This is a genomic window from Pseudoalteromonas sp. RW-H-Ap-1 (genome assembly GCF_048318575.1).
Taxonomy (GTDB): Bacteria; Pseudomonadota; Gammaproteobacteria; order Enterobacterales; family Alteromonadaceae; genus Pseudoalteromonas.
In genome coordinates this window covers 1,599,576-1,621,820 of sequence record NZ_CP166996.1, presented here as the reverse complement: position 1 = coordinate 1,621,820, position 22,245 = coordinate 1,599,576, and the positions used below count along the sequence as shown (strand labels likewise).

Below are 22,245 nucleotides of genomic sequence, written 5' to 3'. Positions count from 1 at the left end.
GTTAATCTCCAATTAGTAGAATTTAGCCTCGTAGATAAATAACGGCTATTTGTTTAATTTCATCGGGGCTTTTAAAGGTTACATCGTGACGTGCCTGTGCGAACGTGTAAGGTTTTTCACCCGACTGATCAGGCTGGCGCATTCCCTTGCCACGCATAGAGCTTGAGCATATATAATCTCCGGCTTGAATATCACCCTCCTCACCACAGACATTCATGGCCCCCTCACCAACACCGTTAATGTTAATGAGGTCGTAGGCGTCTTTGTATTCTTGAAACCTAAGTGAACCTTTGTAATTTTTTAGGGCAGCAGGAACGCTCTCCCATGTTAGCTCTCGCAGGCTTACAAACACCCCCTAACCGATCTTTGTTTTCGCGCTGTTGATAATCTAGAGGTCAGTATTGCGTTGGATATATCGGCAATATTAACTAACTCTGCGTCACAAATAATATCTCCAACCTCTAACTGGGTTCCCTTACTTAGTAACGCTTCGTGACCGCCAGTAAAGGGGCCGTAACCACCTTGGGTGGCGTAAAAATCAAACGCCGCCCCTCGGCCAACTATGGCTGAACTACCCGTTGATATTCCGTGAATGCAGCCCGAATTATTACTTGTGCACCAAAGCGCGTATCCTGTGCCGGTATTTGCTGAGTTCATGGTGGCGTAGCTGTTTTGGTTGTTTCTAGCAACAACCCTTACAAAATCGCCATCAATACCCCTAATAGTTCCACCATTTATGACAGGTGCTGATATACTCGTGCCTGCCATAATCTTATTGCCCGCGATTGTGCCATTAGCAACAATAGAGCCATCTACTTGCAGTGCCACAGACCCCCAAGAGCTACCATTGTAAGAACGTGATTGAGATACTCCACTACCCGACTCGGTTTGCGTTAAAATATCACCTCTAACGGGGTTTCTACCGGCTAGAGCTCTTAAGCGGCTGTTAGCTGTGGGCGCATACCACGATATTGAGCTATACGTTGAGCCATAAAACCCTGCACCATCGGAACCGTCAGAGCCATTTGCACCGTTAAAGCCTTGCGGCCCTCTTGACCCCGTTGCGCCAGGTGCTCCATCGGAACCATCACGCCCGTTATAGCCATCCCGACCGTTATACCCATCGCGACCATCGGCACCATCTTTACCGTCCTGCGCTTTAATATCATCTACGCTATTAACAGGATAACCATCACCGAGCACCATTCGACCTTTGAATATATGCACAGGGTTAGCAGGGTCGGTGTTATCAACGTATGACGTAGGTACAAAGGTATTACCCACCATCACGCCTTGGCGAATTACATCGCCTACTAAGTCTAAGTTACCCACTTGACCATTGTTATAACCCACCACACCCACAGCGCGACCGTTGTTGTCTAACTGCCAGCCGCCACGAGCAACTAACTGGCCATCAACCGTTTTAAATACTTGGCGTAGCTGCTTAATGCTGGCGCTATTGGCACCATCACTTATTTGCATGTTGGCAATAAATTCAGCCAGTGGCCCATTAACCCACGAACCGCCATCAGCTACACATTGCACAGCATCGTTACTGTTAGTGATATTGCCTTGGGCATCTAAACAGTAACCCACGGCAGTACGGGTGTACTCTTGCGCAGTGGCAATGGCTTGTGCTTTTGCATTAGCCGTATCAGTATTAATTTTTGAGGTTAGGTTTTGCTGTAACGTTGTGTACGCTTGGTTTTGACTTGCAAAGGTTTCGGCCACTTCGTCAAAGCTTGATACCGTATCGGCAACAAAGGATTCAAATTCTTGATCGCGAACAGTGTTTGCTTGGTCAATCGTGGCTATCGCCGTGGTTACGTCGTTAAACCTCACCGTTACACTTTCAAATTCAGCTTGGTATTGCTCGTCACGCGTAACACTGGCTTGTTGCTCTGAGGTAAATGCAGTATTTAAGCTTTGTAATTGGCTTTTATTGTCATTCGTTGCGGTTTCTAGCTGCAAAGAAAATAACGATAATGAGTCAATATCACTGGCATTAACTTGCAATGATTGCTCGGCTGCAGCAATGCGTTGCGCTTTAAGTGTTAAATCTTCTTGTATGCCGTTTATTTGCTCTAAGCTGTTTGTTATTGAACCCTCAAGTGCATCAAGCTTACTTTCTACGCTGGTAAACTTCGCATTTACACCGCCCTCAGCGGCATTGAATGTGGTTATTTGGTTTTTAATATACGCCTGAGCGCCATCTATAAACTGCTGGGCAGTATTGGCTTTTTCAAGCGTTCCGTTATCTGTAAACTGCTGTAACGTGGCGCTTACTTTGTATGTGGTGTTAAATGTGTCGAGTATTTGATTAACGCTAGATTCGGTTTGGTAGCCAAGCTCGTTAACCCATATAGTTGTTGCATATTGCGCCATGATCCCCTCAGCGGCGTTAATGTCGCTGATAAGCTCTGTGGTGCGGGTTTTTATATCTTTTAGCGCTAAATCATTGGCACCACGTTTACCTATTTCAATGGCATCAATGTCGCACTGGCCAAGGTTAAATTGCAGGGTGGTAATGTTACCCACGTAACCGGCTGTGCCCTCAGTATCTAGTTGAATGGTATGCCAATCTAAACTTGCTGGCTCGGGTAACGTAATGGTTGAAACCCCGGCGTTAACAATTATTTGGCCATTCCAAACTGTCTCGGCATGTTTACGTACACGAATACGAAACATTGGGTTTTGCTCAGCGTTATAGCTTATTTCAGGGGTAGTAATAGGGCTAAGGGCAACAATAAAACCTAGCGCGTTATAACTTTCAACACCAGTAAAGCCCTCATCACCACTATTAAACTGCCAGCTATACGCAGGGCGTAGGGCAGCAATTGCACCGGCTATTTCGCTTTGCATTTCTGTAAACGTGGCACGTTGGCTTATTTGCCCCGCTTGTACTTCAAGTTCAGATTCAGCTTGTGCTAAACGGGTATCACTTTGTGTAATACGGTTGGCTTGTAGCGCTATGCTGGCGTTTACGCCGTCTATTAATAAGTTGGCCTCGTTAAACGCTTCATCTGTGTAAGAAAACGCACGGTTAACAATAAGGCCGTTTTCAGGGTCAATGTAGACAACGGCATCAATTAAGCGCTCGTTACCTAATTGGCGGCGTTCGTATTCTTGGCGCCAGTTGGTGTAATTTGCTGATAAATCGAGTACGCCTTTTTCAATATCTTGGCGATGGCGCTTTTCAAGGTTTAAATCACTAACGGTTTGCTCAAGCACATCGGGCAGATTGTTTTCAGTGCCAGGCCGCAAGCGATCAACTTGCTGGTTCATATCCTCAATTAACGTTTGTGCATCTTCGCTTAGCTGGGTTAACTCAACATTATTAATGTATTTGGTTAAATCAACGGTGGTCGTTGTTGCAGTAACATTTACCCAATCACTTACGCCAAGGTGATTAACGCTGCGCACTCTAAATTTATACTCTGTTTCACTTTTTAAACCAATACGGTTATAAATCTGTGCCAACACACGTTCGCCGATTTGCGGTTGTTCAGCTGTCCCCAAAAACTCCCACTCAAACGCGGTGCCAATGCCTGCTGCGGCAATATTAGCGGTTAATGTAATTTGGTTGTAATCAACAGTTACATACACAGTCGGCAAGGTAGGGGTCAGCACACTAAATTGCACAGCAACAAGGAGTGAGCGCTGGCCAAATATGTTTTTAGCGCTAATACGCGCGGTGTATTCTCCCAGTTGCAAGTTAGGAATAGTTACTTGGGTGTATGTTACCAATGTTTTAAATACCGACTCGTTAGCAGCAGTATTAATAAACTCAACATCGTATTCATGAACAGCAAGCGGAGTAGGGTGATTCCATTTTATTATGCCATTTCCATCACCATCTATTGTTACCCGCACATCAAAAATGGGCTTAGGTTTACCAACTAAATAGTCACTGTTTGGGGTTAAATCCTGCGCACCAGGTATTATGTTATCAGCCCATAAATCGGGGCCGTCTTCAACACACATTAAGGTCACGCCGCCATCTAATCTAAAACGGCGCTCTGTTACACGGTAAACCTTATTATTTATCGATTCGCCAGGTAAGTTTAAGTACACAGTACGGCCAACAGCTGCAGCCAAGCCTTTGTGTTTAAGTGGTAACTCTATTTCCCCTAAACGTGTTTGTTCTAAATGTATTGTCGCCAGGCGTTGCGCTGTAGTACTACTGCGCACAAAGGGGAGTGATATAGACTTTTCTAATATTTGATTATCAATAGCCTGATACCCCGCAGACACAACAGGCGGCGCGTCAGTACGGTCGTAGTTTTGTTCGGGGTCTGTAAACGTAGCACGCACAACATTAGCGCGCTCTCGTAAATCAGCATGCCATTTAATTTTAATATTACCGTGAACATCATCAGCATTAATGGTGTAGGTCGGTTCGCCATACCAGGCACCAACACGTACATACCACTGGCCCATTTGCCTAAATATTTTGCCCGCAAAACACGCTTCAAGCTGGCCTAATACTTCAAGTGGCTTTGAGCTAAATGTAAAGCTACCATTGGTGGTGTAGCGCGGCTCGGTGGTAACAACGCCCTCAACGTCAGTAAATTCGGCATCTTCATCACACACGTTAATGGCAGCAATCCACCACTGTAACGGTAAACGTTCAAAAGGAACCTCATGGGCTCCATAAAAACGCACATAGTGCAGGGCGCACAGTACGGCGTTTTGGCTCCAAAGCCAGGTACTTTCATCGTCAGGGTTTTGGGCTGTATCGCGTGGGTCCCATACACGGGCACCCCGTATTAAAAAGCCCATATCGTTTATGCCATCTTCAAACACTTCACGATTATTTTCCATTTCAATAAAAACATAGCTTTGGCCAAAGCCAACATGTTTACTCGTCCATCCCGCCATCTTAGCCACTGCTTTTGCGTTAGCTGTGGTTTGGCGGCCATCGCTTAAAGAGTAATCCCAACTTTCTCGTGGGTAATCAGTGAGCTTTTTATCAGCAATGTAAATATCTTCAAGGGCATCAATAGGGGCACCATTAATCAATACAATTAACTGCATCCATTTTTTACCGCCTTTTTCAACTTCCGCTTGGTGGGCTATAACACCGCCAACGCGGTCACGGCCAAATGTAATGCGGCGGGGTTGGTCTATGCCTTTTTGCAAACCTTGGCCAAGCGTTGCTAAATCTTTTTCAGGCACATCAGGTGATAATGAGTCCCAAAGCGCACCCAGCCCTGTTACTTCAAATATGCTGTCTACAACATTTACAACCGTATCTACGACCTTAGACATTACGCGGCTCCAATGGGTGAACCGCTTTTACCGTGTCCATTGGTAACGTTACTAATCCATTTTCGCCAACACATACCACCGCGTTAACGGTTACAATGCCACCTACATATTCGTCTTTAAACTCAACTAAAGCCAAGTCACCACGTCGAGCATAATTAATAGGTATAGCGGGGTTTAAACGGTCTTTAAACACGCTTTCAACATCGTTTAAACCACGTTTAAATAGTTGTTTAAATGCGCCACTTTTAGTGCGGTATTTACCCCTAAAATCGTCAGCTACATCGTTGCCGGTTGCAAATAGCACCCAATCGGCTACCAATAAGCAGCAATCGTTTTTACCCCATTTAAAGGGGTCACAATTGCGGCGGTTTATAAAAGCAGCAAGTTTAGCGGCGGTTGCGCTCATCGCGAGGGCCTCCTATGTAATTACCAGGTTGTGTGTCTGGTAGGTTTTGTTTGTTGGTCGTGGCTTGCTCACTAAAAAACACATCACCCGGGTAGAGGGCTTTTTGTGTGGCATCATTCCAACGTTGGTGTAGCCGTGCGTCTTTCCAGCGTTCACTTTCACCTGCAACACTAAGCTGCACTTGCGATACATCGCCGCGCTCTACATCACAGGCCACAATGTAGCCGCTTTCAAGTAACTGGCTTTGGCTAACACGGTAATGTTCATCAACGGTTACAAGGTAAATTTCGCAATCCTGGCTTATGGGGTCGTTTTCGGCCACTTCGGCTAAAATTGCTTGATCTTGAGTGTGTAGGGTTAAACGTATGCGGGCGCTGTCGTTGTTATCATTAGCAGGTATTTCACTTACAGTGCCAAGCATACCCACGCCATGCCAAGTTAAGTTAGCAAAGCGGCGCTCGCCTACACCTGTGTGCAGCAATACATCGCCACTTTTAAGCGCAAGTCGCACAAAAAAACGAGCACGGCCACTGGTGGCTAAATCCGCAAGTAACCCTGAGTTTAAGCTCTCCATTAAAACGCCTCACGCCCTTTAATTTTCCAGCTGGTAACTATGCCGTTTTTATACTGCGCACTAGCAAGCCCTTGCTTATTATCAGCAAGTCGAAACAACCCAGCTGGTTGCTTAAATGTAATAAGGGTATTTTCTGCAGGTATTTTTCGTACAGGAGACTCAAAAATGGCCGTCGCTTGGCCAACTGAGTCACTTACCAAGTCAGCCGTTAATATTTTAAGTTCAGTGTTTTGGCCAACCCCCACTTGCATACGTTCACCGGCAACCAATAAAGTTTGGTTAGCGGGTAGCGCATATAAATTTAAAATATTCCCGTCTTGGTTTGCACCGCGCACATAGCCCGTAAAGTCTTTATCAAGCTGTTCTCGTCGGTAATCAATTAACGTAAACGTGCCCACTTGCCCGCGTAGGCTGGCAATAAAGCCATCAAGGGCTAATGCATCACGCTCAGGCACATTGGCAAGTTCAATTTCAAATTCCCAGTAAGCACCTTCAAGGTCATAAACCTCAGTGGCGTTATTGGCTTTGTTTAAATGGGTTTGGCTGTTGGGCACTAACGTAAAGTTAGAAATCTTAGGCCGTTTGGGTAAAGGGAGTGGTTGCATCGTTACCAAGTTTCATAATAAAACACTGGTAACGAGTATAAAATTTAAGGGGTAAGCTTTCGGCTGGAAAGGGGTTTACAGCTAACCTTTAATATAGCTTTGAAGCATCTTATCGTCAAAAAGCTTGGTTTCAAAGTTTTTATTTTGGGATCTATGAGGAAGTATTGCTGCTTTCTTGAGAAACTCAATTTCTGAGTCAAGCGAGTCAACATTCTGCCCTGATTCAATTAGTATCCCTCTAACTATATATTTTATCAAAACTAAAGCTATTGTCTTTTCAATTCCTAATTTCCCATAGAACAATAGTAAATATCCGTTAGTATGTGTTTCATCTGTTAAATTACAATACAATTGATGGGAGTAAGTGGCGAAAACGCTAACTTGAGCTTTGCTCGTATGTAAGTTATTTAAAATAGTTACTCGAGTACTTAAATCCCATTGCTCTAGAATATGTGAGCTTTTTTCATAATCTTCACCATATTGTAAATATGAACTACCAACTAACCTTAAGAGTTCACTGATACTCATATCAGTATTTTCATCTATAATTTTATTTGAATTTTCAATAAAGTCATTTGAATAATTCTCAAAAGTAGTTGTGATTGTATTAAATAAATTATCTTCTCTTTGCAGTTCAAGGCCTTGCTTTGCGTCTCTCCAAGTCCAATATAAAAGTAAAACAGTAATAAATAAAAAAATAGGTGAAAGGAGGTTATTAAAGTATGTAGCAGTATCAATCCAATTCTTTATTGGAGTGTTTAAATTAAAACCAAATTTATATAAAAATAATCCAATTGAAACTGCTGTGCATAATATTGCAATACTAATTGCTGCAAGTGCATTATAATTTTTTTTATTAATCATCTACATTCCCTCGCTTTTTTAAAAATCCTTTTTACACTAATCTCAAACACTTAACAACTAAGCTGCACCTCGCACTGCTCGAATAATTGCACCATTACTTTGTATATTAGCCACAACAACACCAACAACTTGTCGAGCTATGTCTTGGCCAACCGCTTGCGATGTTTGCTCATTAGCACCACCTTGTACCGTAATTTGGTTGGTTATATGTATATTTACACCACCAGAGCCGCCACCATCATTAGCCGCACCACCTGCGTTGTAACGCCGTGCCATTTGGCTAATTTCAGTATTTTGTTTAGGGCTTAGTACACGCTCGCCACGCTGTAATACATAGGTAGATTCATTGGGCACATAATCTAAACCACCGTGGGCAATACCAGTCGGTTGCTGAGCTTTAATTTGGCGTACTTGTTGTAAACCCATCATAACCGCAGCAGCTGCTGCAACACCACCCAACACTGGGCCAACAATGGGAATAGGGGCCAAAGACGTATAAGCAGCTGTTGCACCTTGGTAGGTATTTATAACAGCTTGCGCAATTGCAAACGCTTTATAGGCTTTAAATGCTGTTTTACTTTGTCCAGCCATTGCTTTAAAAGTAGTGGCACCCAAGCCAACAATGGCGTTAGATTTTTCAGCTTCTGTTTTTTTCTCAAAGTTAGCAAACGCTAAAATGTTGCTTTGTAAAGCACCTGTGTGGCGTGTTTTAATTTGCATCAACCGTTCTTGGTGTGCGGCTTCACTCGCTTCACGTTGGCTATAGTAGCCATTTGCAGCATTAAGTTCAGTTTGGCGCTCTAACTCACGAATTTGGTTATCTGCGTTATATTTAAGCTCGCCACTTTCATCATTAGCTGCTAAACCTAATTGTGAGCGTCGCTTGGCATCAACCCGTGCTTGTTGGCGTGCTTGCTCTACACTTAGTTCGTTATTATAAGCGGCAAGTGCTTCACGCCCAGCAAAACCCTTAACAGTGGCAATACGGTTTTCTAAGTCGCGTTGTAAATCGTTTTTACGTTTTTCTTCAGCTTGGTTTTGTATACGTGTTTTTTCGGTTTCACGTTTTTGTGAAATTGCTTTTAGGTCTTCACCGTATTTAACATCAAGCTGCTTTAAAATGGCATCGTATTTAACTTTATTAGCTGCATCGTTTTCACGGGCAACAATGACCATTTGTTTACGTTTTTCGTAGCTGTCTTTTAATCGTTCTTCTTCACCCATTAAGCTTACTTCTAAACGCTTAATGTTATCGGGCAGGGCGCTAGCTGCACCTTTCGTTTTAGCGGTGGCGTCTGTCCAGTCGAGAGTATCTAGATTTTGTTTTATGTTAGCAATTTCAGCTGCTGTCTTCATTGATTCTGCGCGTAGCTTAGCTTGCTCGTTTATATATTGTTGTGTTTCATTTATTTGATTTTGGAATAAACTAACAAAGCGAGTGCCTTTTGCGGTTTCTTGTCGTGCCTTTAAATCCGCTATTTTTTTATAGGCTTGCTCAATGTTGGTCGTATATTTATTAATTTCAGTTTGAGTCTGTCTTAACTGTGTCGTGGCTTTTTTATTATCTATAGAGTCAAATGCAGCCCCTAAATCATAAAGCTTGGCTTCTAACTTGGGTGTTTGTTTTTCAACTTTTTCACTCTCACGTAAAAAATAAGCCAGGGCTATACCCGCAGTGACCACTAAACCAACTGGCCCACCTAAAAGCCCCATAACAGTCGCAAGCCCACGCGATGCAATCGTGGCGCTGCCTGCTGCGACGGTATACGCCTTAGTGGTTGCGGTTAACGCATTGCCTGTAATTACACCTCTTTGCTCTGCAACATTAACGGCAGTTTGGGCTGCTGCGCGTTGCTGTGATGTTTGCGCCAATATTACATTATGCTTCGCACGTTCTATATCTTGTAATGCGCGTTTGTGTTCAGCAATCGCCGTTATATTTGCTTGCTTGGCTAAGGCAGCATCGGTAATAACCGCTTTATTCTTCGCGGCTATATTTGCAATAAACCCTTTACCACTGGCAGCTAAAGCAGATGCTAAATGCCCAGTAAGTACCGTAGCTAATGCACCTGTTGTTACCATTAAGCTATCTACGGCGTCTTCGTTCTCACGTAAATACGCCATGGTATCGGTAATAGAATCAACCACGCTAGTAACAGCAAAGTTTACAGGCTCTTCATATTTGCGTATTAAGCGCTGGTACTCATTCCCCATTTCCGCAAAGCTGGCGTTTATTTTACCCTCGGTGGCCTCAGCAGCACCGGCATAATCACCCAGCGCGGCTATTAATGTGGTTTTAAACATGGCACTGGTGACTTGCCCAGCATTCACCATTTTCCTAAAACTACCTGCTACACCACCACTGGCTTTATCAAGCTTTTGCATTAAGCCTGGCAATGGCTCAGTTACTTGGTTTAACTCTTCTGCACGTAAAACGCCGGCAGTCATCCCTTGAGTCATACCAAACAAACTCTGCCCAAGCTGTACATTACTGGCACCTGTTTTAGCGGCTACATTGGCAAAACCTTCTAATATCGCTTTACCTTGTGCGTTAGTCACTAACCCAGACTCTTGCAAGGTTAAAACGCGGCTGTACGAATCAGCAAGCGTAGTGTAGTTGGTGTTTAAGCGATCAGATGTAGCAAACAAATACTCTTGTACTTTGGCGTAATTTTCAGCTGAGCCCGTTAATCCCTTTAACCTGGTATCTAGCAATTGTGCAGCGCCGGTATCACGCACAAACATAGTCGCGGTACCAATACCCACTAAGGTCGTGAGGGTTGCACCTATTTGCCCATACGCGGTATTCATTAACCCAAGCTGGCGGGTCATCGCGCCTTGCTGTTGCATAATGCGGGCTTGGCTTGCGCCTAATTGCTGGTTAGCGGCAACTTGGCGCTGTACTGCTTGGGGTATGCGGTTTAGTTCGTTTACGTTTTGGCGCGCACCGGTGGTAACTGCTTTACCGTCATAACTTAAGCGTAACGCCAAATTCAAGTTGTTGCTCATCGGGTCGCCTTATTAGTCCAATTATGGTGCGCTCTAGGGTTTGCAGTTTTGCAAAGTCATCGGTGTTAAGGGTTATATTTGCATAGCGCCAGGCTATATCAGCCCTGGCATAATCAAGGGCAATTTCTACCCCTTCGTTATCCCGTTGCCACTGGCTACTGGCGGTAGTTAATGCCAATACCGCTGTGTGGTTTTGGGGCAATACAAACAATGTTTTCTCATCGTGTGGCACAGTCTTTTTAGGTGCGCCAAAATGGGCTTCGTCTTCATCAAGGGTTTTACTGTCTGCTGCTAGGTCGCCCAAAAACCACCTAGCAACATCGGCTAGTTTTTTTCAGAGATACGGTATTGGGCGTTAATACACTCAACACTTAAGCGGGCAGTTAGTCCACTATAAATAAGCAACTCTTCAAGGGTACTTTTATCAAATGGCACGTCTTTACCATCATCAATAAAGTCATCCCAACCCACTAATAGCTCGCGTACTATTTCGCCATCACTCGTGCCTTGTGTTTCAGTCAGTGTTTTAAGCTCGCTTTCAGGTACCAGTTTAATTTTTGCCGTAAACTTAAAAGGTAGCCCACCAAATTCAAAATCAAGCGGGGCGCTTATAACCGCATTTTTTAACGCGTTTAATAGTTTTAATTTCATTTAAAAGTTCACTTATATGTTTTTGTTAGTCGTTCAGCCTCGTCTTTAGCAGCTTTAAGACTATTGAATTTAAGTATGCCGTTACTGTCTCTGCAGTAACTTGGCGCTTTCCTTTTTGCTTTGCAATGACCGTGTAAAATTCAACGTTCCCTGTATCAACATTTGTCATATTGATTGCTTGAAATCGCATAGCCATTACTCAAACACTATCGTTAGTTCGTCATAGCCTGCGCCACTGGGCACGAGCTTGCCGTCAAACTCATAACCGGTTAATTCTGAGTCCAGGCTGGTATATTTAGGCCACGGTATTTGGTAACGGCCAATAATCGTTACTTTTTTACCTGTGGCGGTGCCATGGGTAAACTCAAACATTTGCACTTTAGCAACGTCATCAAACGGGTTGAAACTGGTTAATTCTTCTGCTGTTAGCGTAAAATTAGCGCTGCTTTCATGACCGGTTATCATTATTTCTTCGTGGTTAATAGCGCGGTCAAACACCACATTATTACCTAAATCAATGGTAATTTTGTGCAGCGTACGTTTAACATCGTTAAGCTTAAAATCACTGCTATTACTTACGCCAAGTACTTCAGGGCGTACCCAGCGTTCCCAATCAACCGCAGGGGCGGCAGTACTTGCAACCGGCGCACTAAACAAGCCTTTAAACTGCCAGTTAAGCATGGGCTTACCCTTTTCAAGCGCAAAGCTCACGTTGCCTTTCATTTCGCTAATGTTGTGGGTGTTTTTACCAAAGCGTACTAAGCATGTAACTGCAACAGGGGCCCCTTTTGTAAAGGTAACGCTTGTTGCATCGACAACTTGCACCATGCCGCAAGCAAGTAGCAGCGGGGCAAAGGCAGGTTCGTTACCGGCTGTGCCACTCATGGCAAGTGGGGTTTTAAAGTTAAGGCTTATATGTTCACCATAAAAGGTTTCCATACTGGCACCGCTGTAGCTGGTTTCTAGCTCGTCTTTTTCACTTTCGCTTTCAAGCGATAACTCAACGTCACTGGCATAAATGGCATGCAGGCCCGTTAAGGTTGTGCCCAGGGCATCGGCTAAAATGAGTTTGTCTTTAAATCGCCAGCTGCTCATGATTTACTCTCCACTTTAATTAGCTCACCGCTTTTTAAGTTAAAAGCGCCGGCTATCTCGTCTCTGTTACCTTTTGCTTTAGCTAAAGCCTGGTTAACGTTTTGGGCAATCGTCATCGCGCGGGACATTTTAGGCTTTATGTTAACGTCAGCCTGTTGTTCAGCGGGTTTACTCGATTGCGGCTCGGTCTGTTTGCTCATGGCATCACCTTCACTGTTACGGTATGTAGGCCAGTTACACTAAACTGGCATTGGTAAATTAAGTTATTAGTTTGCTTGCTAAGCTCAATTGTGCGGCCCTTATCAAGCTTTATAGGGTTCCAACCTGCGAACTGGCAACCTGCTACAGCGGTTTTAACATCACTGCGCAATTGCTTTATTTGCATATCGCTATGGGCATTACCTGCAGAGCAGGGGATCACAATCATCACTGCAAATACATCTTTAACGTGGTATTCGTCAAGGCCGTGTACTTCATTAGTAATGGTGTTGTCATCGGCCAGCGGCAATACAAACAACTGAGCACTGTGTACAGCATTCTCGCGCACATGGTTAAAGTCGCTAGCAAACCCTACTGTTGCATTAATCACTGTGTTACTTAGCAGGGTTTCTATGTTGTTTAAATCAAAGTTAAATGCCATTTAAATGCTCTTTAAATACTGTTTAAACTTAACCAAGAGGCTTCTTAAATTAACCAATCAGTAATAATGTCGTTAATCTCAGTTTCTTGCACAGCTGCTATACCAATAATTGCCCGCGCGGGTAACTTAACGTTTTTATTGCGGCCTGTTTCACCACCAAAGTGATGTATTGCTGAGTACTTTTCACCTAAGCCATGCTCAAGCGTATTACCGTTTACGTTGTGCGTTACCGAGCCTGCAAGGTTTCGCTCATCTGTTAGTGTTAAACCGCCACGATCTTTTGCTGCTTGCGATTGCTCCCATTTACGACCTTCTGGTGTTACTTCACGTAAAAATCGGGTAGTAACGTCCATGTCTAAAAATGCACCAATATCATCCAATACATCAGCGGGTTCACCACTTGTATTTGCAATTTGGGTTAAGCGCGGCAGGGCATTACCCGTTATGTGTATAAATACACCCGCCAATTTAATAACCTGGCCAATTAAATTGAGAGCCTGCAGGTTTGGTTCGCATCCCAGTTCTTGCACCTGCAGGCGCATCTTCCTTAATTTGGATCACACCTTTACTAACCTTATCGAGCATTGCCATGGCGTTACTTTTTAGGGTCTTAAGGTTTTCGTCAGCAATGTTAGGGGCTAACTCACAATGCATTAAATCGTTAGCAATGCCTGGCAATACCGAGTTATTTATATCGTCTTGGTTTAATGCAAGCCGTGCTACATAGCCTGCTATAACCGCATTTACATTTTTTTGTGCTTGTACATACCAGGCATTAATTTGCTCTTGCAACTCGTTGTACGTTTCGCTTAAAAGCGCTGCTTCAACATCGTCGCGCGTTGGGCGGCTACCCACCGCTGCAAACTTAGCAGTCGCAAATTGCAACAGCGTATTAATGCCAACTTTATCTATAACTGCTTGTTCTGTCGTAAACATGGGCACCTCAGTTAGTAAAAAAGGCCCCGAGCAAGTCGGTACTGGGGCCTTTACACAGGGAACAACAATAATTAACCGGATGGCGTCAGTACGTTGGTCAGTAAAATACCGCAGTCTTTTGCAATAATTTGCTCTTGCACCGATTCGCCTACCATAATTTCAACCCCACCATTTAGGCCCGCAGCTACGTCACGGTTGCCCGATGTACGCGAGCCATAACGTGCAGTGAGTGCAAAGGTCATGCGGTTGTTGTTAAACGAGGCCAGCGGGTCGTGGTACGTAAACGACAAGGTATCTTGCCAAACCTTTTGTAAGTTAACGGCTTGGCCTTTTTTAGCCGTGTTTAGGCGCGCTTGGCCAACGGTTACATGCTCAAGCTCTAGCACTTCTTTAATGTAGCTCCATGGCACTACGCCCTGGTCGCCACTAGTGCCATTAAACGCTTTAAGTAACTTAGGATGCGTACGCAGTTTAGTTGCCACGCTTTGCGATAATGTCATTGCATTAGGGCGCATAAGTGGTGCATCAAGCATCTCTAAAAAAACGGTAAAATATCAAGTGCAGGGTCATCTAAACGCTTTTTGCCTGCTGCAGCTAATGATTCAGTACTGCCAAAGTTAGCGGCTTTGTTATACATAGTGGCCACACGTATTTCACGGTTAAGCAATACCAAATCAGTTAAGCTCTCCGCTGCATGAGTACGCGGGTTGTAGTTTGCTGGCGCATTGGTTACATCATCATTCGGCACCACATCAGACAAACCATGATCAACCACTGAGCCGGTTTTCTCTTCAACACTAAACTCAACTTGATTCGGCGATGACTTACGGCCAATTTTATCGTCTACAACGGTAAACTTTTCGCCTTTTTTATATTCGGTCCACTTATAGTTACGTAAACCAACGGGCGAATAAGGGGCAAGCGTGTCTGCAACTAACGCTCTATTACGATAAGCAATGGCTATGGCCGTTTGCTCAACATCGGGGGTAAATGGCATACCATTACTCATGGCAAATCCTCACTATTAATAATTAAGTTAACCCAAGCGCCTTAAGCGCTTGGAATTGTTGCTACTACATGCGGGTTTAAAAACACGTCGCCAATCACTCCAGCTTCGCCGCCTTCCATTACCCAACCAGCAACGTATACTTCGGTTTGGCCCACAAAGTTAGCAGGGTCAAACTCAACGGCTTTACCTTCGCTATCAGCAACAATTGGGGTGCCTGCAATTAACGCTTCACCAAACTCAACAGGCGCACTTTGGGTCATTACCACATCAACACGTAAATGCTCGTCAGTGCCTTGCTCGGTAACACCGGCATACATTGCGCTAGCATCAACCGCTAACCCAACATGAAAGTCAGCCGCAGCCGATACAACCACTAAGCGGTTAGCCGGTATAACCTCTTCAGCGCTAAAGTTTCTTATAAATCCTGGTTGTGCCATGGTTTTATGCCTTTTTAATGTGGTCTAACGCGGCGGTAATGCTAATTTCAATGCCTTTGCTAGATTGTGATTGTTGAAATTCCAGCGCTTTTGCTGCCAGTGTTTCTGCACTGTCGTCAGTATTTTCGCCGTCGGTATCGTCTTTATTAAACTCGCTTGTTAAGCCTGTTTGCTCAGGCAAACCCTTTAAAAAACCTTCAAACCACGCTGCAGGTTTAAGTTCCTGGCTTTTACCGTCTGCAGCAGCAAACTCAAAGGTGGTGTCGCCATCATCCAGCTTGGCCATAAACTCAGCGATACCTTCGGTATTCGTTAACCGCGGGGCTTTGCCGCCATTCACTTCGGTGTTAATAAAAGTGTTAGCCGCTGCAACACGCTGCGCGTATTCAAGCTGTGCATTTTTAGCGTTGGCCGCATCAATTTGGTCTTGTAGCGCCTTTCTTTCTTCTTTATCCATTGCATTGTCCTCGTGGGGTGGTGGGGCGTCATCATCGCCTTTACTAAATTCGGCACCCTCGCCACTATTCACCTTGGAACGTTCGTGCTCAGCAATAATGGTTTCTTCTTTTAACCATTCACTTTCGTAGTCGGGCACAACTTTATCAGCCGCTTCACTGCCAAAACGGTCAGTTATAAAGTTGCGTAAATTGCCCATTAGGCGGGTAAGGGTGTTTGATGTGCGCAGCGATATGTTGTCAATATCACCGGCAGCAAATTCTAGGGTTAGGGTATCGGCGTCATCCGCTTGGTTAAACTGCCAAGCTAAACCGTCAACGGCAGGGGGCTTGCCACCTAAATAACCAATGTGGGCAAGTTGGTAGCCATTAGCCACCTTTTCAAGTTTAACCGAGCGGTTAGGGTATCGCTTGCTTTGTACCGCTTGAGCAAATTCAGCACACACATCTTCTGCTTTAGCAAACAAAGAGCCACCTTCTGCTTTTAGCTCACTGGCCCAACCCCATGCAGGGTCGTCCATTTTAGGATGGCCAATAACCAGTGGTGCGGTTTTAGGTTTAAAGTTAGCGACTACGCTGTTTAAATCAGCATCGCTAAATGTGTGCTCAACGCCTTTAGAGTCGGTTTGCGTACCTGCTCTAAATACTTCAAACCAATTAAAAGAGGTGTTTGGGGTTGTTTTGTTTGCCATGTTCCAAGTGCCAATAAACTAACTAAGTGGCACCCAGTGTATGCGGGGAGTTGCTATTGAACCGCTGGAAAAGACTTTACAGCGTTAACAATGGGGTAACCTATATAGGCTAAGCGGGTATCAACCACACTGCAAGGAATATTTTATGGCGCACTGCAATTTATGTAACAACCCTCTAACTCAAGGCGAAATAACGTTTCTTGACGGCCAATGCTCAAACTGCGAATTTGATGCCCACGCCCAGGCGTTCTCACTTTGTAAGTCCTGCAATAGCCCACTGTACACACCCATTAAGTTAAACGGCGAATTTTACTGCTCAAATAAATGTGCGCATAAAAAAGACACAAAAAAACCCGCTAAATGCGGGTTTTATCTAACTGTACATATAAATATTTACTACTGCTTTTTATTCTTACCCTGATTAATCACTAATCTAAATTGTTGTGCTGTTCTAAAACCTTGGAATTGATCATATGCAGCATAAATTGCTAAGGAGATAATCGCTCCCCTCACAGACAAAAATAGCCACTGTGAAAGGTTTGAATCCTCCCCATACAAACTAGAAAGGCCATTAAACACAGCATCTAAAATCAATAATAAAATGATAAAAGCAGCATTGCTAATGACTTCTTTTTTTAAATCAGTTAGTAAATTTATAGCGTTATCTATCTTTTTTCGAGCCCCCTTTATTTCACTAACATCTTTTAACACACCTTCAATGTAGTTAAACAACGCCCATGTTAGTGCGCTTGCAGCAGTAACAAAAAAGGGAAAACGGCCAATACAGTATCAAATAACTTTTTTGCAGCCCCGTTAGTTATGTGAAGAACAGCGAAACATAGAATTAAAGACACCAAAATATATAAACCAATTAATAATGGTTTTTTAACTTTTACCCATATGTTTAATTGTCGCATAAACTTCAGCACCTAAATTTGACTCTTTATAATTTAAGGTATGCACAGAATCAGCTTTTTCACCTAACTCCATTTGAGAATCATCTGTTTGACTCTCATTTTCAACAGATGGTAGGTTTACTGTATCAATATTTTCGTTACTTCTATGCGCCTTTTTACCGCCCCTTTCACCTTCTGTAACAACACCCCAGCTGCCTTCACCCTCTGCAATATACTCTAAATAGTTTGACACTAGTACTTCGGGTACTTTCAAATCACCTGAGTCATTTTTTAAAGTAATGTCTATCTCATCTTGTCCAAATATATCTTGCAATGCTTCAACTGCATCTCTTGCTTTTTGGTTTGTATCTAAAATATTTGGAGATATTAACTTAAATTCTAGCCTATAAATTTTACTCTTCGAGTCTACAATATTCCAAAACTTAGCTGACTCTGATTTACCTTCAATAAAGATACGATGGTTAAAAGTAGCAAGTATTGGATCTGTAAAAGCCGACTGCAATGACCTCGCAATATGCTCAGGGTCACCGTAACGCCAATCCTTTCTGACAAATATGTGCTGTGTTTGAATATCAATTACAACTGATAATGGAATCCAATTGTCATGCACAACTTCAACAATGTCACCTGGTACTTTTTCGCCTGTTTGTTGCTTTTTAAGCTTAGCTATTTTTCCACAGTAAAATCGTTCACTGGGAAAGTCATATCCAAAAGACGGAACGAGCTCTTTAAATCCAAGTACACTATAAAGGGCCCCAGCTGATTTAAATTCTCTGTCAATTTTTATTGCAGGTAAAATTGCATGTCCTTTAACCGTTGGGATAGCTTTTACATTAAGTGCTTTTTGCGCTTCTTCAACTAACGAATAGCGTAAAATAAGATATTCTTTAACCACAATTGGATTTCCTTATACGTATTATTATTTGTTTTAATCATAATACACTTAAAAATTAACCTTTAAAATCCAATTAGCATTAAATTGAAATTGCTTTATAGTTAAGTATCACTACTAAACAACCAAGGAATGGTTATGCTAAAACAAGCTCATTTAAAAACCTTAAATAAAACACTCATCACTATAGCTGCATACTTTCTTTTGTCTGGTATTGGACTAGGTGTGTATTTATATATCAACAACCCAGATAAATACCTTTCATCAAACCCCGATGAGGCCATGCCGCAACTCTACGTAGCACTTACCAACAAATTGGAGTCAAACCCAAGTAGAGAGTTTATAGCCGACCTTAACCAGGCATATGTTGATCAAGTTATTACCGAATCTGAGTACATTCGTTTAACGCTTAGGTACAACCTCAATATGGCGACAGATTTAAATTTAGAGTTCAAACCCACCAAACAACAATTTCATAAAGCATTGCTTAACCACCAAAACATAAAACCATAACTTTAAATCCAAGTTAAACTATGTTTAAACCGCGTTTAAATTCGATTGAGTGCGTTTAAACGACTTAAACTTAAGCTACCACAGCCATAACATAAGCTAATGTGCTTAAAATCGTTTTCAGGGATTTTTTAATTAATCAACTTTACACACGTTATGATTAGAATTAATGTACATGCTTAATCAAGGATTGATTTTGTTCTTGATCTTTTTAAAGGGAATCTCATGGAATTAAAAACAAGTGCTGGTGCATTAAATATAACAATAGGTAATCATTTACCCACAGAGTATAAAAAGTTATTTGAAAGTGCTTTTGCGCTTAAAAAACAAGTTAACATTAGGGGAACAACTTGGGGCCTGCTCTGTGCTCAGTCAAAGGTAAAAGATATTAAAGCCGATGTACCAGCTATAAGTGGTGATATTTTTAAATTTACACAAATTAGAGAAGATGCAGATTGGCTTAATCTAAATACTAATGACTTTGCAACTGATGCAGACCTTGCTGAAATTAACTTACCTGAAAACTTGAAGCCTAATTCGACAAGGTTTACTTATTTCTTTTTTCCTGAATCTCATACTCTCGTTTACGAAGCATATTACAAAGGTAATGAATTAACACCTAATACAGCGGTTGATTTTTTTAAAAAGTTACTAAATTCAGCTGAACTACAAGAAGACTTTGGAGAAGTAAATGTAGTTCACTTTCCTGAAAAAGAAGCACTGCAACAAGCTTTACAGCTGAAGCATAAACGAACTATTCATATGATCATAAATAATCCTAATGCGTTTGGTGAAATTGAAAAGAGATACTTGAAGAAAGCAGAGGAACGTCAAATAGCTAAAGTTGAAACTAAAATTACAGCTAAGACGGGCGAATCAATACAAGTAGATCAAGAGCTTAGAAATGAAGCGAAAATAGCCGCTAATAATGGTAGCTTAGTTGTTAAAGGCTATGATGGAAAAGGCACACCAAGAATAATTTCTACTAAGGATATGCCGTTTATCAAACATGATTATTTTGATATCAAGAATTCACTTCCATATGACGCATTTAAACGCTTGGCAATTTCAATTGAGGAAATTATTAAAAAGTTATTATGACAAATAACATTATAGCAAGATATTGGAGAGCATATGGCGGCTTTACTGCATTATTAACAAGCCCTTATTTTTATGCATCTATAATCATAACGGGAATCCTTTTTCCTGCCTGGAGTAAATTTGGGTGGTGGGATGATGTGCTCTCCATTATGCCTAACTTACTTGGGTTCTCTTTGGGTGGCTTTGCATTGTGGATGTCTATAGGTTCGGAAAAATTTAGAGATTTTTTAGCAGAACAAGACAAACCATGTGGCGAGTGTATTGAATGCAAAAATGCTTTTGGTCAATGTTTTAATAATAGACCATCTGCTTTTACAATGATCAATGCAATTTTTTTACACTTTATCTTGCTACAAGTCTTAGCAATATTGTTAGCTATGATTTGTAAAACCTACGTAGATTATTTTGACCTAATTACCATGCATAATAAATCAAAGCTGGCACTAGCTATTTTTTATTGTGCGTCTTACTTTGTCTTTATCTATGCTTTAGTAAGTACTGTTACCCTCAGTATAGGTTTATTTAGAGTAACAACCCTTTATGAGCACTTTGTAAATAACAAAATAGCCGAAGATCAAGAGAAATGCTGGTGCCCTCTAATACAAAAAAATAAAGAAAAAGCCCCTTAACTAAGGGCTTTTTTGTTACCAAAATATTTATAGTTTTATTTTGTTCAGTCATATCGGGAACCTTAATAAATATTGAACATTATTCTATGATGTAATTAATGATACAGTTTTTCGCCAATACATTTTTTCAAATTTTAAACAGTCTAGATCGGTTAGCTTTTCAGTAATATTAAGAAGTTCTTGTTGTATTATTGCTTTTGTATTGTCTTGTTCATTCAGTAACATACGGTGGTGTTTTATTGCTAAAGCAATAATATAATCTTCGTTATTCCAGTCCATCATATTCCTCCATCAAACAAGTTAAGTACAACTTTATAAAACCAGCTTAGTTTAAATTCGATAAGTTAAATACATTTACTATGCGGCAATTATGCTTACAGCCGTTTAAGAATAGTAAGCTATAAGCCAAAAACAAAAGGGTTTATTTCAACCCAAAACACACCAACTATAAACATCACTAGTACAACAAAAAGTAAAACAAAAAAATAGCAGACTATTCCTAGCTGAGTTTTACTTTCGAACTCACCCTCTAAGTTTTCAAATTTAAAATTAGAAACTTCCTTAGTCCAGTATTCAGCTCTTTGCTCAAACAAATCATTAATCAACTTCATCTCTTCAGCATAAACCTTATTAAACAAAGTAATTTCTTCAGTAGTAAGCTGAGCGGTAATAATATTAATTTCTTCATCAATATTTACTTGAGCTTGTGGCATATTATTAAGAGAGTAACTAAGGTCAATTGCCTCGAAATGCTTTAAAGCTAATTCACGTATGTCTTCACGTTCTAACTTCATAGATTAAAACTCCCCCTAGAAAATTAATCCAAGGTAAAAATTCTGTCAGTACATGAATGGCTTATTTAATCTAACAACTTTTGATATCGCAACATACTTAAATTCATTAACTCTTCTCTATAGGAAGCTTTAAAACATTTAAATTTTTCATCACCAAGATAATTATTGATTATTAACAGTTCTTTATCTATTTCCATCTGAATAAACTCAATCCGATGAAACTCAATTTCACTTAACAACATTTTATGGTGTTTATAAGCAAGCCTACGTATGTTTTTAAGATCCAACCAATCACGCTCGTAATCCATATTTACTCCAATCCAATAGTGCAAGTGTAGTGCGTTACATAAAAAATGCTAAATTAAACTTATTGGTTAATTCTTATTAAAACCCCAAGAATGCAATTAAAATAACAACTAAAGTAATCACTACCGAGTAAATTATAGTCTTGGCAATTTTTACATCATGTAACATATTAAATAGCTCCAGCTCTGCTACTTCAACAGCAGTAAAATCCTTATCAAGTAAATCATTGTTAATAGCTAATTCGTCAGATGAGTCAGTAACCTGCATTTTTTCATGATAGTGTGTTTTTAGATTTTTTACCGATTCTTCATCTAGGCCTTCACTTAATTTAACCGGCTCCTTTTTAAGCTCCAAATTAGTGCTGGGAAGATTATTAATATGAGCATTTCTTAATTTTAATTTATGCTGCAATGCTAATTCCTGCACTAATTTTTTATCTACTTCTGGCATGG

Annotated in this window: 27 protein-coding genes; 3 read left to right on the top strand and 24 right to left on the bottom strand. The window is 41.6% G+C overall.

The window, feature by feature from the left end; all coding sequences use genetic code 11:
• Positions 1-22: 22 nt before the first annotated feature.
• The 20 genes from AB8618_RS07610 to AB8618_RS07515 form a co-directional block, all read right to left on the bottom strand.
• Complete coding sequence (locus AB8618_RS07610; RefSeq protein ID WP_409425450.1) at positions 23-352, bottom strand: hypothetical protein; 330 nt, start codon at positions 350-352, stop codon at positions 23-25.
• A complete protein-coding gene (locus tag AB8618_RS07605; RefSeq protein ID WP_409425449.1) occupies positions 343-5,271 on the bottom strand; it encodes a phage tail protein in 4,929 nt (1,642 codons plus the stop codon). Before AB8618_RS07605 ends, AB8618_RS07610 begins: the two co-directional genes overlap by 10 nt.
• Positions 5,264-5,677 carry a DUF6950 family protein gene (locus tag AB8618_RS07600; RefSeq protein ID WP_409425448.1) on the bottom strand — a complete coding sequence of 138 codons (414 nt, stop codon included), beginning with the start codon at positions 5,675-5,677 and terminating at the stop codon, positions 5,264-5,266. The genes AB8618_RS07605 and AB8618_RS07600 overlap by 8 nt, the downstream gene beginning before the upstream one ends.
• Positions 5,658-6,251, bottom strand: a complete 594-nt coding sequence (locus tag AB8618_RS07595; protein WP_409425447.1) for a hypothetical protein — start codon at positions 6,249-6,251, stop codon at positions 5,658-5,660. The genes AB8618_RS07600 and AB8618_RS07595 overlap by 20 nt, the downstream gene beginning before the upstream one ends.
• The gene (locus tag AB8618_RS07590) at positions 6,251-6,856 is read right to left on the bottom strand and encodes a hypothetical protein (protein ID WP_368484782.1); all 606 of its coding nucleotides are present in this window, start codon (positions 6,854-6,856) and stop codon (positions 6,251-6,253) included. The genes AB8618_RS07595 and AB8618_RS07590 overlap by 1 nt, the downstream gene beginning before the upstream one ends.
• Positions 6,857-6,937: 81 nt before the next feature.
• Positions 6,938-7,720, bottom strand: a complete 783-nt coding sequence (locus AB8618_RS07585) for a hypothetical protein (RefSeq protein WP_409425446.1) — start codon at positions 7,718-7,720, stop codon at positions 6,938-6,940.
• Positions 7,721-7,777: 57 nt separating this feature from the next.
• Positions 7,778-10,729, bottom strand: coding sequence for a tape measure protein (locus AB8618_RS07580; protein WP_409425445.1), 2,952 nt, complete (start codon positions 10,727-10,729; stop codon positions 7,778-7,780).
• Positions 10,689-11,033, bottom strand: coding sequence for a hypothetical protein (locus AB8618_RS07575; protein WP_409425444.1), 345 nt, complete (start codon positions 11,031-11,033; stop codon positions 10,689-10,691). The genes AB8618_RS07580 and AB8618_RS07575 overlap by 41 nt, the downstream gene beginning before the upstream one ends.
• 20 nt (positions 11,034-11,053) lie before the next feature.
• Positions 11,054-11,380: a hypothetical protein gene (locus tag AB8618_RS07570; protein ID WP_409425443.1), complete on the bottom strand. Its 327-nt coding sequence runs from the start codon at positions 11,378-11,380 to the stop codon at positions 11,054-11,056.
• A gap of 195 nt (positions 11,381-11,575) precedes the next feature.
• Entirely contained in the window at positions 11,576-12,475 is a 900-nt protein-coding gene (locus AB8618_RS07565) for a hypothetical protein (protein WP_409425442.1), read from the bottom strand.
• Entirely contained in the window at positions 12,472-12,675 is a 204-nt protein-coding gene (locus AB8618_RS07560; RefSeq protein ID WP_409425441.1) for a hypothetical protein, read from the bottom strand. The genes AB8618_RS07565 and AB8618_RS07560 overlap by 4 nt, the downstream gene beginning before the upstream one ends.
• Complete coding sequence (locus AB8618_RS07555; protein WP_409425440.1) at positions 12,672-13,115, bottom strand: phage tail terminator protein; 444 nt, start codon at positions 13,113-13,115, stop codon at positions 12,672-12,674. The genes AB8618_RS07560 and AB8618_RS07555 overlap by 4 nt, the downstream gene beginning before the upstream one ends.
• Positions 13,116-13,159: 44 nt before the next feature.
• A complete protein-coding gene (locus AB8618_RS07550) occupies positions 13,160-13,582 on the bottom strand; it encodes a phage virion morphogenesis protein (RefSeq protein ID WP_290218120.1) in 423 nt (140 codons plus the stop codon).
• A 1-nt stretch (position 13,583) separates the two neighbouring features.
• Positions 13,584-14,051 (bottom strand): hypothetical protein, encoded by a 468-nt coding sequence (locus tag AB8618_RS07545; protein WP_409425439.1) that lies wholly within the window; start codon positions 14,049-14,051, stop codon positions 13,584-13,586.
• Positions 14,052-14,122: 71 nt separating this feature from the next.
• A complete protein-coding gene (locus AB8618_RS07540) occupies positions 14,123-14,566 on the bottom strand; it encodes a hypothetical protein (RefSeq protein ID WP_409425438.1) in 444 nt (147 codons plus the stop codon).
• A 20-nt stretch (positions 14,567-14,586) separates the two neighbouring features.
• Positions 14,587-15,060, bottom strand: a complete 474-nt coding sequence (locus AB8618_RS07535) for a hypothetical protein (RefSeq protein ID WP_409425437.1) — start codon at positions 15,058-15,060, stop codon at positions 14,587-14,589.
• A gap of 41 nt (positions 15,061-15,101) precedes the next feature.
• Positions 15,102-15,497, bottom strand: coding sequence for a hypothetical protein (locus AB8618_RS07530; protein WP_409425436.1), 396 nt, complete (start codon positions 15,495-15,497; stop codon positions 15,102-15,104).
• A 4-nt stretch (positions 15,498-15,501) separates the two neighbouring features.
• The gene (locus AB8618_RS07525; protein ID WP_409425435.1) at positions 15,502-16,644 is read right to left on the bottom strand and encodes a hypothetical protein; all 1,143 of its coding nucleotides are present in this window, start codon (positions 16,642-16,644) and stop codon (positions 15,502-15,504) included.
• A gap of 396 nt (positions 16,645-17,040) precedes the next feature.
• Entirely contained in the window at positions 17,041-17,355 is a 315-nt protein-coding gene (locus tag AB8618_RS07520; protein ID WP_409425434.1) for a hypothetical protein, read from the bottom strand.
• 174 nt (positions 17,356-17,529) lie between these two features.
• Positions 17,530-18,456, bottom strand: a complete 927-nt coding sequence (locus AB8618_RS07515; RefSeq protein WP_409425433.1) for a hypothetical protein — start codon at positions 18,454-18,456, stop codon at positions 17,530-17,532.
• 135 nt (positions 18,457-18,591) lie between these two features.
• Here AB8618_RS07515 and AB8618_RS07510 point away from each other — a divergent pair, with 135 nt between their 5' ends.
• From AB8618_RS07510 to AB8618_RS07500, 3 genes are all read left to right on the top strand, one after another.
• Positions 18,592-18,966 carry a hypothetical protein gene (locus tag AB8618_RS07510; protein ID WP_409425432.1) on the top strand — a complete coding sequence of 125 codons (375 nt, stop codon included), beginning with the start codon at positions 18,592-18,594 and terminating at the stop codon, positions 18,964-18,966.
• Between the two features lie 222 nt (positions 18,967-19,188).
• Entirely contained in the window at positions 19,189-20,064 is an 876-nt protein-coding gene (locus AB8618_RS07505; protein WP_055012174.1) for a DUF4747 family protein, read from the top strand.
• Complete coding sequence (locus AB8618_RS07500; RefSeq protein ID WP_409425431.1) at positions 20,061-20,693, top strand: hypothetical protein; 633 nt, start codon at positions 20,061-20,063, stop codon at positions 20,691-20,693. The genes AB8618_RS07505 and AB8618_RS07500 overlap by 4 nt, the downstream gene beginning before the upstream one ends.
• Positions 20,694-20,777: 84 nt before the next feature.
• Here the strand turns inward: AB8618_RS07500 and AB8618_RS07495 are convergent, their stop codons facing one another.
• From AB8618_RS07495 to AB8618_RS07480, 4 genes are all read right to left on the bottom strand, one after another.
• Entirely contained in the window at positions 20,778-20,975 is a 198-nt protein-coding gene (locus AB8618_RS07495; protein ID WP_409425430.1) for a hypothetical protein, read from the bottom strand.
• A gap of 116 nt (positions 20,976-21,091) precedes the next feature.
• Positions 21,092-21,487 carry a hypothetical protein gene (locus AB8618_RS07490; protein ID WP_409425429.1) on the bottom strand — a complete coding sequence of 132 codons (396 nt, stop codon included), beginning with the start codon at positions 21,485-21,487 and terminating at the stop codon, positions 21,092-21,094.
• Positions 21,488-21,552: 65 nt separating this feature from the next.
• Positions 21,553-21,795, bottom strand: coding sequence for a hypothetical protein (locus AB8618_RS07485; protein WP_409425428.1), 243 nt, complete (start codon positions 21,793-21,795; stop codon positions 21,553-21,555).
• A 76-nt stretch (positions 21,796-21,871) separates the two neighbouring features.
• Positions 21,872-22,243 (bottom strand): hypothetical protein, encoded by a 372-nt coding sequence (locus AB8618_RS07480; protein ID WP_409425427.1) that lies wholly within the window; start codon positions 22,241-22,243, stop codon positions 21,872-21,874.
• Between the last annotated feature and the right edge of the window lie 2 nt (positions 22,244-22,245).